At 59.2% G+C, this 14,304-nt stretch carries 13 protein-coding genes and 1 pseudogene; 6 read left to right on the forward strand and 8 right to left on the reverse strand.

Annotation, left to right across the window (positions count from 1 at the left end; genetic code table 11):
* Positions 1–133 precede the first annotated feature (133 nt).
* Positions 134–781: a hypothetical protein gene (locus PSH90_RS15380; RefSeq protein WP_305380936.1), complete on the forward strand. Its 648-nt coding sequence runs from the start codon at positions 134–136 to the stop codon at positions 779–781.
* A 50-nt stretch (positions 782–831) separates the two neighbouring features.
* Here the strand turns inward: PSH90_RS15380 and PSH90_RS15385 are convergent, their stop codons facing one another.
* Entirely contained in the window at positions 832–2,460 is a 1,629-nt protein-coding gene (locus PSH90_RS15385; RefSeq protein WP_305380938.1) for a hybrid sensor histidine kinase/response regulator, read from the reverse strand.
* 114 nt (positions 2,461–2,574) lie between these two features.
* On the opposite strand from PSH90_RS15385, the gene PSH90_RS15390 reads away from it, so the two are divergent.
* Positions 2,575–3,177: a response regulator transcription factor gene (locus tag PSH90_RS15390; RefSeq protein WP_305380939.1), complete on the forward strand. Its 603-nt coding sequence runs from the start codon at positions 2,575–2,577 to the stop codon at positions 3,175–3,177.
* A gap of 6 nt (positions 3,178–3,183) precedes the next feature.
* Here PSH90_RS15390 and PSH90_RS15395 read toward each other — a convergent pair whose 3' ends face one another.
* Positions 3,184–4,182 (reverse strand): bile acid:sodium symporter family protein, encoded by a 999-nt coding sequence (locus PSH90_RS15395; RefSeq protein WP_041480047.1) that lies wholly within the window; start codon positions 4,180–4,182, stop codon positions 3,184–3,186.
* An 82-nt stretch (positions 4,183–4,264) separates the two neighbouring features.
* Here PSH90_RS15395 and PSH90_RS15400 point away from each other — a divergent pair, with 82 nt between their 5' ends.
* Positions 4,265–5,053 (forward strand): helix-turn-helix domain-containing protein, encoded by a 789-nt coding sequence (locus PSH90_RS15400; protein WP_150635070.1) that lies wholly within the window; start codon positions 4,265–4,267, stop codon positions 5,051–5,053.
* A gap of 239 nt (positions 5,054–5,292) precedes the next feature.
* Positions 5,293–6,267, forward strand: a complete 975-nt coding sequence (locus tag PSH90_RS15405; RefSeq protein ID WP_150635069.1) for a TerC family protein — start codon at positions 5,293–5,295, stop codon at positions 6,265–6,267.
* Positions 6,268–6,391: 124 nt separating this feature from the next.
* On the opposite strand, the gene PSH90_RS15410 is transcribed toward PSH90_RS15405, so the two are convergent.
* Together PSH90_RS15410 and PSH90_RS15415 are read right to left on the reverse strand one after the other, a co-directional pair.
* The gene (locus PSH90_RS15410) at positions 6,392–7,492 is read right to left on the reverse strand and encodes a polyamine ABC transporter substrate-binding protein (protein WP_016775035.1); all 1,101 of its coding nucleotides are present in this window, start codon (positions 7,490–7,492) and stop codon (positions 6,392–6,394) included.
* Positions 7,493–7,741: 249 nt separating this feature from the next.
* Positions 7,742–9,148, reverse strand: a complete 1,407-nt coding sequence (locus PSH90_RS15415; RefSeq protein WP_016775036.1) for a cytosine permease — start codon at positions 9,146–9,148, stop codon at positions 7,742–7,744.
* 323 nt (positions 9,149–9,471) lie between these two features.
* Here PSH90_RS15415 and PSH90_RS15420 point away from each other — a divergent pair, with 323 nt between their 5' ends.
* A complete protein-coding gene (locus PSH90_RS15420; protein ID WP_016775037.1) occupies positions 9,472–9,957 on the forward strand; it encodes a flavin reductase family protein in 486 nt (161 codons plus the stop codon).
* 140 nt (positions 9,958–10,097) lie between these two features.
* On the opposite strand, the gene PSH90_RS27520 is transcribed toward PSH90_RS15420, so the two are convergent.
* Positions 10,098–10,865 carry a methyl-accepting chemotaxis protein gene (locus PSH90_RS27520; RefSeq protein ID WP_370593578.1) on the reverse strand — a complete coding sequence of 256 codons (768 nt, stop codon included), beginning with the start codon at positions 10,863–10,865 and terminating at the stop codon, positions 10,098–10,100.
* Between the two features lie 138 nt (positions 10,866–11,003).
* Positions 11,004–12,044, reverse strand: a pseudogene (locus PSH90_RS27525) (cache domain-containing protein); the annotation flags it as partial.
* Positions 12,045–12,247: 203 nt separating this feature from the next.
* Between PSH90_RS27525 and PSH90_RS15430 the strand changes: the two are divergent.
* Positions 12,248–13,291, forward strand: coding sequence for an LLM class flavin-dependent oxidoreductase (locus PSH90_RS15430; protein WP_305380943.1), 1,044 nt, complete (start codon positions 12,248–12,250; stop codon positions 13,289–13,291).
* A 93-nt stretch (positions 13,292–13,384) separates the two neighbouring features.
* On the opposite strand, the gene PSH90_RS15435 is transcribed toward PSH90_RS15430, so the two are convergent.
* Together PSH90_RS15435 and PSH90_RS15440 are read right to left on the reverse strand one after the other, a co-directional pair.
* The gene (locus PSH90_RS15435; protein ID WP_305380944.1) at positions 13,385–13,732 is read right to left on the reverse strand and encodes a hypothetical protein; all 348 of its coding nucleotides are present in this window, start codon (positions 13,730–13,732) and stop codon (positions 13,385–13,387) included.
* Between the two features lie 312 nt (positions 13,733–14,044).
* Positions 14,045–14,299, reverse strand: a complete 255-nt coding sequence (locus PSH90_RS15440; protein ID WP_133336494.1) for a hypothetical protein — start codon at positions 14,297–14,299, stop codon at positions 14,045–14,047.
* Positions 14,300–14,304: the final 5 nt, after the last annotated feature.

Here is a 14,304-nt window from a genome sequence, read left to right on the forward strand (position 1 = left end):
TCTCGACACCCGCACGCCGTTCGGTGTGCCCGTGCCTTTCGCCAACCAGGTAGAACCCAAGCCAGTGAGTCGTGGCGTCTGTATGCATCGCGCGCGATTGATCGCTGTTTGGCAACGGGTCGTGGAGAAAACCATGAAATACAAGTTGTTGTCAGGCGTGCTTCTTGCGGTAGCGGCCAGCGTTGTGGTGCCGAATGTCTTGGCGGCGCAACCGCAGGCGTTGGCTTCGGATGGGGCTGATCATGTTGGTGCTGGGGCGGTGGCTGCCGATGGTGCTGATCGCGTCGGTGCAGGCGCGGTGGCTGCCGATGGTGCTGATCGCGTCGGTGCAGGCGCGGTGGCTGCCGATGGCGCTGATCGCGTCGGCGCCGGCGCGGTGGCCGCCGATGGCGCTGATCGTGTCGGTGCCGGCGCGGTGGCTGCCGATGGCGCTGATCGTGTCGGCGCGGGCGCAGTGGCTGCCGATGGCGCTGATCGTGTCGGTGCAGGCGCGGTGGCTGCCGATGGCGCTGATCGTGTCGGCGCGGGCGCGGTGGCTGCCGATGGCGCTGATCGTGTCGGTGCCGGCGCGGTAGCTGCCGATGGCGCTGATCGTGTCGGCGCAGGCGCGGTGGCTGCCGATGGCGCTGATCGTGTCGGTGCCGGAGCATTGGCAGCGGATGGGGCCGACCGCACCGGCGTCAACCGAGTGGCCTACTCCCGGGTCGGAGTCGGTTCTGATCGCGTGGCATCGTCGCTGATGACCGGCAGCTATTCCGACCAGTTCAACAGCCCACAATAATCGCCGCGAAATAACGGGCGAGCTCCTGAGCCGCCCGTTTACATTGGCCTTTACAGCATCTGTTCAACCGCTGCGCCTTGTCGATCACGCAGGGCGCGCAACGTCGCGCGTAACTCGGCCGGGCGCACAGGTTTCGACAGAATCGCAATCTGCCGGTCATGCAAGGCAGCCTGAATCTTCTCGACGTCATGCCCGGTGATGATCATCGCCGGCACGGCCCAGCCGCGCTGCCTGCGCACTTCATCGATGCATTCGATACCCGTGGCGTGGGTGCCGAGGTCATAGTCGGCGACGATGATGTCGCAGTCGGTGACCAGGCCTTCAGCTGACCACTCGGCCTGCACCACGCAGCCCCAGCGTTCGAGCAACGCCGAAGTCGCGAGCAACACGTTGCGGTCATCCTCGACCAGACACACCTTCAGCCCGGTCAACAAACCTGCCTGCCGCGCTTCACTGCGAACCACCGGTGACTGCGGCGCCGCCACGATCGGCAACCCCGCAAGCGTCACAGCGGTGCCGCGTCCCAACCGTGAACGCAGAGCAACGTGCACATCGATCAGTTCACCAAGACGCTTGATGATCGACAGGCCCAGCCCGACGCCCTCGACATCTTTGTCGCGCACTTGCCGTACCCGATAAAACTCCTCGAAGACCTTGTGCAGATGCTCTTCGGCAATGCCGTTGCCACGGTCATGGATGACGATGGCCAGCCCTGCCCCACGTTTACGCACGCCGATCAGCACGGGACGTTGCGCGCCGTATTTGAAACAGTTGGAGAGCACGTTCTGCACCATGGTCGCGAGCAGCGCCGGGTCGGTTCTGACCCAGTGGTTGCACGGTCGCAGCCGCAACTCGACGCCTGCCCAACGGGCCGCTTCCTGGTGTTGGCGTATCAGATCCGCAAGCCATTCACCAAGATTCAGCGTTTGCATTTTCGCTTCAACCCGACCGTTATCGAGGGTGTAGAGGTCGAGAATCGAGCGGAACAATTGCGAAACGTTAAGCAGCGAGCGGTCGATGTTATCGACCAGCCGCCGCTCGTCATCGCCCAGGCGCGACTCTCGCAGACACGCGGTAAACAGACCGATGGAATGAATCGGCTGACGCAAGTCATGACTGGCCTGCGCCAGAAACCGCGACTTTTCCAGGTTAGCCGCCAGCGCTTCTTCCGACGCCTTGCGCGTGCGCTCAAGCAGCAAGTGCGCATAAAACGGAATCACCGTGCTGGTGATCAGCAGCATCAGCACCATGAACGGCTGCGCCTGCCAATACGGCGTCAGGCGATAGACCACCAGCAGCGCCACCAATGCAAGGCCGGTGGCGATTGCCAGATAGCGCGAGCCGTAGCGCATGCCGTTGCCGAGATTGACCCAGACCATCACCGCATACAACGGCAGCGCCGCTTCGCCGCCGATCACCAGTCCAAAACAGGTGCCGGTGTAATCGTGGACCATGGCAAAAATCCGCCGCGCCGGATAATGCCCGGGCCAACGCGCAATGGCTTGGCGGAACGCGATCGAAGCCAGCAGAAACAAGACAATGTAAGTGATGACCGGCAGGTAGGTATCGAAGCGATGGCCCGGCAGAAAACCCAGCACGACCATGTAAACCACCGCAATGGCAGCGATGATAATGCGCAGGTTGGCTTGGTCGAGTTCGGTATTTTTTTCGAACTTCATGGTAAACGTCCTTGTGCAGCAATCGTCAGTTTCGGAAGCAGCCTACAGGCAACCTTCGCGTCCAGTGCTAAGGTGCAGGCCTTGAATCACGCCTGACCCAGGGAGGGTCGCGTCATGACGTGCCGGATCATCATAGCCGACGATCACCCGCTGTTTCGCGAGGCGATGCTGCGCACCGTGCAGCGCTTGCTGCCCGATGCGGATACCTGCGAGGCCGGCGACTTCGACGCGGTGCTCAAGCTGCTGTCACAGGGCGACGAGCCGGACACGCTGATGCTCGATCTGCGTTTTCCCGGACTGACCTGCATCACTCAACTCGCCGACTTGCGAAGACGATTGCCGCGCACCACGCTGATCGTGGTGTCGATGGTTGACGATCAGACGCTGATCAGTGAAGTCATGGCGGCGGGCATTGACGGTTTTATCGGCAAGAACATTGCGCCGGATGAAATCGGCCAGGCAATTCTGGCGATCCGTGAAGGTGAGGTGCTGGTGAAGTCGGCGCCGTCCGGCTTGTTGCCGCTGGAAACCGCGACGACGCTGACGCCGCGTCAGCAGGACGTGCTGCGGTTGATTGCGCAAGGCAAGACCAACAAGGAAATCGCCCGTGAACTGGATATTTCGCCGTTCACGGTGAGGATCCATGTGTCTTCGTTGTTGCGCGCGCTGGACGTGCCGACGCGAGCGGCAGCGGCGGTCAAGTATTCGGGGCTGTGAACCCTTTTACGGATCAACCTGCGCCATCAGATCCGGCACCGACTCCGGCCGCTTGGCATAGCGCTGCGCCAGCACCGCGCAGACCATCAGTTGAATCTGATGGAACAGCATCAGCGGTAGAATCAGCACGCCGATGGTGCTGCCGGCAAAGAGTACCTGCGCCATCGGCACGCCGGTGGCCAGGCTCTTTTTCGAGCCGCAGAACAGGATGGTGATGCGGTCTTCCTGATTGAAGCCGAAGGCTTTGCTCAACAGAATTGATGCCACCAGAACCAACGTCAGCAGGATGCAGCAGACCACCACCAGGCCGAGCAACTCGAACAACGGAATCTGCTGCCAGATGCCTTCGTTGACCGCCTCGCTGAATGCGCCGTACACCACCAGCAGAATCGAGCCCTGATCAACGAATTTCAGCCAGTTCTTGTTGCGCCCTACCCACGCGCCGATCCAGCGGCGGGCGATCTGCCCGGCAATGAACGGCAGGAGCAATTGCACGCTGATCTTCACGATCGCATCGAGGGTCGAGCCGCCGTCGCCGTGGACGTTGAGCAGCAAAGTCACCAGCAGCGGCGTAAGAAAAATCCCGAACAGGCTGGACGCCGCCGCACTGCAGATCGCCGCCGGAATATTGCCTCGCGCCAGCGAAGTGAACGCGATCGCCGACTGCACGGTGGCCGGTAATGCGCACAGATAGAGCATGCCCATGTACAGCTGATCACCGATCAGCGGTGACAACAGTGGTTTGAGCGCCAGACCGAGAATCGGGAAGAGCACGAAGGTAAGCCCGAACACCAGCAGATGCAGACGCCAGTGGCCAGCGCCGGCGATGATCGATTCGCGCGACAGCTTGGCGCCGTGCAGGAAGAACAGCAGGGCGATGGCGATGTTGGTCAGCCAGCCGAAGCCGACTGCGACCTGGCCGCTGGCGGGCAGGAAGCTCGCCAGCAAGACGACGCCGATCAAGGTCAGGGTGAAGTTATCGGGCAAAAAACGTGGGCGAGTCATGCGGTTCATCCGAAGGTTGCCAGTGCGTGCGAACGACTCTAACGTGACTGGCAATTACCGACTAACGCCGAAGAGCCGCAAGATGCCGCCTAAAGGACATGCCAAAAGCGTCCGCCGCAGTGTTCCCGGGCTGCCGAGCCTGCCGCGCCCCGTGTATGGACGCATTGAATCTCTGCCCAACCGCGCCCTCACCCGCCGCCACAGTCATCCGTGGGTGCAGTTGTCCTACGCGATTCAAGGCGTCCTCGAAGTGCAGACCAGCGCTGGCCGTTTCGTCGCGCCGCCGGAGCGTGCGGTGTGGATTCCGGCCGGCGTGCCGCACCGGGTGTTCAGCGCACCGCATACGGAAATGCGCAGCCTGTACATCGACAGCAGCGTCACCGGTTGGGCGGCTGAGCATTGCCATGTGCTCGGCGTCAGCGATTTGCTCAGGGAGTTGATCCGCGCCTTCAGTCAGGTGCCAGTGGAATACGACGAAAGCGGCCCTGACGGACGCTTGGCCCAGGTGATCCTTGATCAATTGGCCGACGCGCCGACCATCGACTTGATGCTGCCGCTGCCGCAAGACCCGCGCCTGAAGCAGATCTATCAGAGCCTGGAGCAACACCCGGAACAGCAGACCACGCTGAGCCACTGGAGCGAAAAATTCAGCATCACCGAAAAGACTCTGACGCGCCTGTTTTTGCGCGACACCGGTCTGACCTTCCGCGCCTGGCGCCAGCGCCTGCGCTTGCTCGGAGCTCTAACGCCGCTGGAGAAAGGTGAGCGTGTGACCGACGTTGCACTGGCTTGTGGATACGACTCGACCTCGGCGTTTATCGCCGCGTTTCGTCAGCAGTTCGGCGAAACGCCGGGAGAGTTTTTCCGCTGATACTTCGTTTTTGCCGAACTGTCAGTCAGAAATAAACGATTTTTCTTTGCTCCAGATCCGTCGCTAGCATGGCCCCGTCTGACTTTGATCGAGAAGAGAAGATGATCCCTGTGGGAGCGAGCCTGCTCGCGAACGCGGTGGGTCAGCAACCTCAACTTCGCTGTTCCATCGCATTCGCGAGCAGGCTCGCTCCCACAGGAGATGTGCTTGCTGCAAATAAAAAGACAGGGGAGCGTGCCATGCCTGCCACGAACATCAACATCGGCGAACCCTGGATGTGGGGTGCCTTCATCATCTTCGTTCTGGCCATGCTGGCCCTGGACCTGTTTGTCTTCGGTGGGCGCAAGGCGCACCGGGTGTCGGTGCGGGAAGCGTCGGCCTGGGTGGTTGCCTGGTGCCTGTTGGCGCTGAGCTTCGCCGGGTTGCTCTGGTGGTATCTGCATGGCGAATTCGGCAGTGAAATCGCCCGACAGAAAACCCTGGAATTTCTCACCGGTTATCTGATCGAGCAGTCCCTGTCGATCGACAACATGTTCATCTTCGTGATGATCTTCAGCTACTTCGCCGTGCCACCGGAATTGCAGCGGCGGGTGCTGCTGTACGGCGTGCTCGGCGCGATTGTCATGCGCGCGATCATGATTTTTGCCGGGGTGTGGCTGGTGTCGCAGTTCGAATGGCTGCTGTATGCCTTCGGTGTGTTCCTGATCATCACCGGGATCAAGATGCTGGTGTTCGCTGATCATCAACCGGATCTGGAAAAGAATCCGATATTGCGCTGGGTTCGCGGGCATATGCGCATCACCAGTGGCTTTCACGGCGAGAAGTTTTTCATCCTGCAGAACGGCGTTCGCTGGGCAACACCGATGTTCCTGGTGCTGGTGCTGATCGAGGCCAGCGACCTGATGTTCGCGGTCGACAGCATTCCGGCGATCTTCGCCGTGACCACTGACCCGTTCATTGTTTTCACCTCGAACATCTTCGCGATCATGGGCCTGCGCGCGCTGTACTTCCTGCTGGCGGACATGGCTGATCGCTTTCACCTGCTCAAGTATGGCTTGGCGATCGTACTGGTGTTCATCGGCGGCAAGATGGTGCTGATGCCGTGGTTCCACATGCCGGTGGAATGGTCGCTGGCAATCGTCGGGTCGGTGATTCTAGGGTCGGTGCTGTTGAGTCTGGCGACCAGCCGCGAGGCTGAACGCCGCACCGAATGACACCACACAACCCTACCTGTGGGAGCGAGCCTGCTCGCGAATACGCCGGATCATTCAACATAGGAGTTGAATGACACCCCGCTTTCGCGAGCAGGCTCGCTCCCACATTTGAAGTGCGATGCTCTTATTTATCGGATTTGATACTGGTCCACACCCGCGTGCGCACCCGCTCCATTTTCTGCGGCAACGGCTGCACCACATACAGGGTTTTCAGCGCTTCGCTGGTCGGGGTCAGGTTGGGGTTGTCGGTGATGTCCTTGTTGACCAGCGGCATCGAGTCCTTGTTGGCATTTGGGTAACCGAGAAAATCGCTGATCGGTGCGATCACTTTCGGGTCGAGCAAGTGGTTGAGGAATTCGTGGGCCTCGGCGACGTTCTTCGCGCTCTTCGGAATGGCGAACGTGTCGAACCAGATCGGCGCGCCCTCCTTCGGCAAACGCCAGTCGACCACCACGCCATTGCCCGCCTCTTTGGCGCGATTGCCGAATTGGTAGAAGCTGCCGGAATAACCGATCGCCACGCAGATGTCGCCGTTGGCGATGTCGGTCATGTACTTGGCCGAGTTGAAGTAGGTCACGTACGGGCGAATCTTCATCATCAAGGCCTTGGCCTTTTCATAGTCCGCCGGGTTCTGGCTGTTCGGATCGAGGCCGAGGTAATGCAGGGCCAGCGGCAGGATCTCCGACGGCGAATCGAGCATCGCCACGCCACAGGCCTTGAGCTTTTCCATGTTCTCGGGCTTGAACACCAGATCCCAACTGTCCACCGGCGCGTTGTCGCCCAGGGCGGCCTTGACCTTCGCCGGGTTGAAGCCGATCAGCACGGTGCCGTACATGTATGGCACGCCGTACTGGTTGCCGGGGTCGTTGGCGTCGAGCAATTTGAGCAGGGCCGGATCCTGGTGCTGCCAGTTCGGCAGTTTCGACTTGTCGAGTTTCTGGAACACGCCGGCCTTGATCTGGGTTTCGATGAACTGATTGGACGGCACCACCAGGTCGTAACCGGAGTTGCCGGTGAGCAGTTTCGCTTCCAGGGATTCGTTGGTGTCGAAGGTGTCCCAGGTCACTTTGATCTTGCTTTGCTCGGCGAAGTCCTTGGGCACTGACGGCAGGATGTAATCCGCCCAGTTGTACACCCGCAGTTCGCGCTGCTCGGCCTGGACGGCGCTGGCCAGCAGCGTCAAGCCACACACGGTGGCGCCCAGAATGCGTTTGATCGTGACCATGGTTGTTTCCCCGAATGCGACGTGAGATCGATGGTTTTTATGTTCTGTACACGGCAGTGGCTGTAACGATAGCCAAGGGCAAAAAAGGTCGAGCCTGTTGTTATGGTTTCGATTCTTGCTGACAGCGTAGCGCGATGACAGTAGGCGGCAGGCCAAAAGGGGATCGATATGGCCAATTTGCTTGACCGCCGAGATACGCACACAAAAATGCCCGGCACTGGGCCGGGCATTGCTGTGTTGCCGTTGGGATCAGTCGGTATAGCCGAGCCTGGCCGCCCTGCTCTGCTGCGCCTGACCACGGGTTGCGAGGCAGTAATACAGCGGCACCGTTACCACCAGACCGACCAGCCAGGACAGGTCGGCACCTTCCACCAGATTGGCGTACGGCCCCACGTACAGCGAGGTGTTGGCAAACGGCAGCTGCACGATGATGCCGATGAAATAGGCAATGATCGCGTGCAGGTTGAAGCGCCCGTAAATCCCGCCGTCAGCGCGGAAGATCGAGGCGATGTCGTAGTTACCGCGCTTGATCAGATAGAAATCGATCAGGTTGATCGACGCCCACGGCACCAGCACCAGCAACAACGCGAGAATCAGTCCGATGAATTCGGAAATGAAATCCGCCGAGGCACCGAGGGCGACCACGCAGCATCCGGCCAGGATCACGCTCGAGAGCACCACGCGCACCTTGATGCTCGGCGTCCACTGGCTGGCGAAGGTCTGAATCGAGGTGATGATCGACAACACCGCGCCATACAGATTCAGCGCGTTGTGGCTGATGATGTTGAGCAGAAACAGCACCATCAGAATCGGCCCCAGCCAGCCGGTGGACTGCTTGACCGCTGCCATCGCTTCAGTGCCTTCCGGCGTCGCCAGTACCGCCACCGCGCCAAAACTGAACGACAGAATCGTGCCCAGCGTCGCGCCCAAGTAAGTCGCCCAAAACGGTTTGGCGATACCGATGTCTGCTGGCAGATATCGCGAATAGTCGGAGACGTACGGCGAGAAGCTGATCTGCCAGATGATCCCCAGCGACACCGTCGCCAGCCAGCCGGAGAGATTGAAACTGCCGCGCGTCAGGAAGTCTGCCGGCAAGTCATGGGCGAAAATGTAGATGAATCCTGCGAGCAATGCGCCGCCCATCACCCAGGTACCGATGCGGTTGAGCGTATGGATGAAGTTGTAGCCGATCACACCGATCGCGGTGGCGGCCAGCGCGCCGATCAGAATGCTCAGCGGCGCTGGCACTGACGGCGCAATGCCGACAATGGATTTACCGGCCAGCACGATGTTGGAAATGAAGAAACCGATGTAGATGAGCGCCGCGAAGAACACGATCAGCAGTGCGCCATAACGACCGAACTGACCGCGACTCTGGACCATTTGCGGAATGCCCATGCGCGGGCCTTGGGCCGAGGCCAGCGCAATCACCACGCCGCCGATCATGTGCCCCAGCGCAATCGCCAGCAGCCCCCAGAACAGATTCAGATGGAACACCTGAACCACCATGGCGCCGGTAACGATGGGCAGTGGCGCGATGTTGGTGCTGAACCAAAGAGTGAACAGATCGCGGGCCTTCCCGTGGCGTTCCGCGAGTGGGACGTAATCGACCGTATGATTCTCGATCAACGGATCTTGCCGGGACATCTGGGACATATGCATGAACTCGAGTTTGTCTGTTTTTATCTTTGTATGAAGCCAAACCGGGAGGACTCTTGGGTCGACCCTCAGATGCAGACCATATTATGGTATTCCAAACTTTGCACAAGCCTGATCCGCTGATTCTGTCGCTCTCTGATCCGCTATCCTCGCTGATCCCACCCCTGACCGGCTAGCTGAAAGCCCCGTAAACACTGAGTTTCCGACGAAAGCGGCACGTTTATCGGTTCACCAGAAAAGCTCTTGCAAGATATATATTACGGTATACCATAAGACCTATAACCCATAAAAACCGCGTCACACCATCCGAGGACCACCCAATGATCGATGCTGCCATTTACAAACAAGTCATGGGCTCGTTCCCGTCCGGCGTCACCGTTATCACCACGCTGGACGACGACGGTCAGATCGTCGGCCTGACCGCCAGCGCGTTCAGCTCGCTGTCGATGGATCCGGCGCTGGTGCTGTTCTGCCCTAACTACAGCTCCGACTCCTATCCCGTGCTGATCAAGAACAAACGCTTTGCGATTCACCTGTTGTCCAGCGTGCAGCAAAGCGAGGCCTATGCCTTCGCCCGCAAAGGCAAGGACAAGGCGCAGGGCATCGAGTGGACATTGAGCGAACTGGGCAACCCGATCCTCGCCAATGCCACGGCGGTGATCGAGTGCGAGTTGTGGCGTGAATACGAAGGTGGCGACCACGCGATCATGGTCGGCGCAGTGAAGAACCTGATCGTCCCCGAGCAGGTCGCCGGACCGCTGGTGTATTGCCACGGCAAGATGGGCGCGTTGCCGGTTGTGGCGTGATTTCACCAGATCTCGGATATCCCATGTGGGAGCGAGCCTGCTCGCGAATGCGATGGGTCAGTTGTTACATTTTTGACTGACCCGACGCCTTCGCGAGCAGGCTCGCTCCCACAGGTTTTGGTGTTGCCTGGGCGACCGTGTCAGGTCCTAAACCGGCTCACCAACTGATTCAACGTCTGCGACAACGCCGTCAGGTTCTGCGCATCCTGGCGAGTCGAATCCGCCAGGCTCGCCACCAACTGCGCATCACCATGAATCTGGCTGATGTGCCGATTGATGTCCTCCGCCACTTGATGCTGTTCCTCCGCCGCCGTGGCGATCTGCGTGTTCATGTCGCGGATCACGTCAACCGATTCACGAATCAATTCAAAACTCGCCCGCGCCTCGTTGATCGACACCACGGTTTCCTGCGATACCTCGAGGCTGGCGTGCATCTGCTTGCCCATCTGATGGGTGCGCCGCGCCAGATTGCCGAGCAATGCGTCAATCTCACCGGTGGAGTCGGAAGTGCGTTTGGCCAGCGCGCGAACTTCATCAGCGACCACGGCAAAGCCCCTGCCCTGCTCTCCAGCGCGCGCGGCCTCGATGGCGGCGTTGAGCGCGAGCAGATTGGTCTGCTCGGCAATCGAACGGATCGTGCCGAGGATCGACTGGATGTCGTTGCTGTCCTGCTCCAGTTGCTGCATCGACTCGGCACTGTGGCCGATCTCCTGGCTCAAGCGCCCGACGTTGCTCACCGCCGCATCGATCTGCTGCTGCCCGGTGTGTGCCTGACGCTGACCGTTGTCTGCCGAATCGGCCGCCTGACTGCACGAACGCGCGACCTCGTTGGAAGTGGCGACCATTTCGTGAAACGCCGTAGACACCATGTCCACCGCCTCACGCTGACGCGAAGCGACGTCGGCCATCTCCGCCGAGACCTCGGTGGCGCTGCCGGAGCTGCTGTGAATCTGCCCCGCTGCCTGGCCGATGCGTTGAATCAACGTGCGAATCGCTTCGAGAAACTGGTTGAACCAGCCCGCCAGTTGCGCGGTTTCATCCTGCCCACGTACTTCCAGTCGCGCAGTCAGATCGCCCTCGCCCTGGGCAATGCCTTCGAGTCCGCTGGCGACACCACGAATCGGCTTGACCATCAGTCCGGCGAACCACGCGCCGGCCATTGCAAACAACAGTGCGCAAACCACAGCGATAGCGCCGATCAACCAGGTCAAACGAGTCGCCCCGGCCATCACTTCGCTCGCCTTGACCAAGCCGACAAACCGCCAGCCCAACGCCTGCGACGGCCAGACCAGCGCCATGTAATCCTCGCCGGCCAATTGCACCTCGACCAGGCCTTTGCCCGCCTCGGCCAGTTGCTGATAACCGTCGCCGAGATCGCTGAGTTTCTTGAAGTTGTGCGCCGGATCACTCGGGTCGACCAGCACGGTGTTGTTGGCTTCCATCAACATCAGATAACCGCTCTCGCCGAGGCGAATCTGCTTGACCAGGTCGGTCAACTGCTTGAGCGACACATCGATATTGACCACGCCAGCATTGCTGCCCAACTGGTTGTTGAAACTGCGCACGGTGCTCACCAGCACCACGTCATCCGCCGCCCAGTAATAGGCCTCGGTGCGCAGGGTTTTGCCGGGATTGGCCATCGCGGTTTTGTACCAGGGCCGGGTGCGCGGATCGTAGTTCGCCAGTTGCGCATCGCCCGGCCAGAACAGATAACCGCCCTGCTCGGTGCCGACAGATAGATAGGTGTAAGCCGGGTGCGCCTTGGCCAGACCGTCGAACAGCTTGAACAGCTGTTGATCCTGCGGCCCCATCGGCACTTGCGCGGCGTCGCTGCTCAGGTAGCGTTTGAGGCTGGCGTCGATGCTCTGCAGTTGCGGATGGTCGGCCAGATAGGCGACGTTCTGGCTGATGCCCTCGAAAAACAGCTGCATCGCGTTTTCCACCTGACGCACCTCGCGCCCGGTGCTGTCGGTAAAGGTGTCGCGCGCGCCCTCGCGGACATTGAGGATGATCAGCGCTGCCACCAGTAACACCGGCAGGCTGGCGATTACCGCAAACGCCAGAGTCAGTTTTTGTTTTATGTTCATTGCTTGCGCCTTCCTTGTTCGAAGTGTCGGTCAGAAATATTTTGCGGATATTCCGTATTATGGTATACCAATATTCAATCAACCGAACAGCCGTCCTCGAAGGCGTGCTTGAATGGTGAGAAGACTCGCGAGCGCGCAGCGTTCACGTCAGTTCGACAGGCCCGCACACGACCGGCCAATTACAAAAGACTCGAGGTAGCGTCATGAAATTTTCCCTGTTCGTACACATGGAACGCTGGGACGAAAGCGTCAGCCACCGCCAACTGTTCGAAGACCTGACCGAACTGACCCTGATGGCCGAGGCTGGCGGTTTCAGCACCGTGTGGATCGGCGAACACCACGCCATGGAATACACCATCTCCCCAAGCCCGATGCCGCTGCTGGCCTACCTCGCGGCGAAAACCACCACCATCCACCTCGGCGCCGGCACCATCATCGCGCCGTTCTGGCACCCGCTGCGCGTCGCCGGCGAATGCGCCCTGCTCGACGTGATCAGCAACGGCCGCATGGAAGTCGGTCTGGCGCGCGGCGCCTATCAAGTCGAATTCGACCGCATGGCCGGCGGCATGCCCGCCTCCAGCGGCGGCCAGGCCCTGCGCGAAATGGTCCCGGTGGTCCGCGCCCTGTGGCAAGGCGACTACGCCCACGACGGCGACATTTGGAAATTCCCCACCTCCACCAGCGTGCCGAAGCCGATCCAGAAGCCCAACCCACCCATGTGGATCGCCGCCCGCGACCCCGACTCGCACAACTTCGCCGTCGCCAACGGCTGCAACGTCATGGTCACGCCATTGATGAAAGGCGACGAAGAAGTCCTCGACCTGAAGAACAAATTCCAGACCGCACTGGACAACAACCCAGACGTACCGCGCCCACAATTGATGGTGCTGCGCCACACCCACGTGCACACCGCTGATGACCCGGACGGCTGGCAAGTTGGCGCCAAAGCCATCTCACGTTTCTACCGCACGTTCGATGCCTGGTTCGGCAACAAGGAAACTCCGGTCAACGGCTTCCTCGCGCCGAGTCCTGAAGAGAAGTTTGCCGGACGTCCGGAGTTTGAACTGGAGAGCCTGCACAAGACCGCGATGATCGGCACGCCGGAAGAGATCATTCCGCGGATCAAGTACTATCAGGAACTGGGGGTGGATGAGTTTAGTTTCTGGTGTGATAACAGCTTGCCGCATGAAGAGAAGAAGAAGTCGTTGGAGTTGTTTATCAAGCATGTGGTACCGGCGTTTCGCTAAAGGTTTCGCAGGTTAAACCAAAAAAAACGCCCCGCTTCAGACGGGGCGTTTCTTTGGAAACAGCATCGACTTGTGCAACCTGGCTTTCGCAGCCTATTCGCCGCTGCCACGGTCCTCGCTGAGCACTTTGAAGGAGTGGAAGTTGAAGGCTATTTTTTCTTCTTCCTCATCAACCAGCTCATACCGGATACGATCCAATCCGCCTTCAACCCTCGACACGCAAAGATCCATGAACTGTGTCAGGCCACCACCAAATCCCCGCACGTTCAGACCGCCCACGTTAAAAAATATGACCGCGATAGTCGCTGCTCCAGGATCCGCAGACTTCGCCAGCGTCATCAACAGGTTGTAACCGCTAAGTCCATCTTCGGAATCCAGATGAAGACTTTCCACATAAACGTATTCATGTAGACCGTCATTCAGTGCTTTGAGATTGCTCAATGGTTGATCCTCGTATGTTGTCCATTGCCACACTTGATTGGCCCGCACTGGTGGGGATGCGTATGAACGTTTTCGGACCGGAGGGCGCCCGTGATCAGAAGAAACGGGACAGCAATCGTTTTAAGAACATTCAAAACTTTACATAACTCTTAATTCTGGAGGAGTTTTAACGACAAAAGACAGTCCCCACCTACTCGAACTGCAAATATAAATAAATCGCCATAAATTATTTTCAACTACCCCCACGCCCATGGCTTGACGACGGAACAATAATTGATCGCAGATTGGAAAAAGCGGTGCATTCTCTACATATCACTCATAAACGCTCGCAGCCGATAAAATCTTCGCAAAGGTTCGCCAGCTTGGACGAAGTACGTCTGTATCACCAGAGTTAATTACATAACCTTCCATTGAGTTCACCCAAGCTTCCATTGCATCTAAAAATTTTTCGAGCGTTGGATTCTCCCACTCGTCAGGCTGGCTTGCCAAAGACTCACGAAACACATTGAGAAACTCCGCAAAATCCTCTTTGGTTTCGATACTTTCAATTTGATCATCAAGTTCCATACGCA

Origin of the sequence: Pseudomonas sp. FP1762, from assembly GCF_030687105.1 — a bacterium.
Classification (GTDB): domain Bacteria; phylum Pseudomonadota; class Gammaproteobacteria; order Pseudomonadales; family Pseudomonadaceae; genus Aquipseudomonas; species Aquipseudomonas siliginis.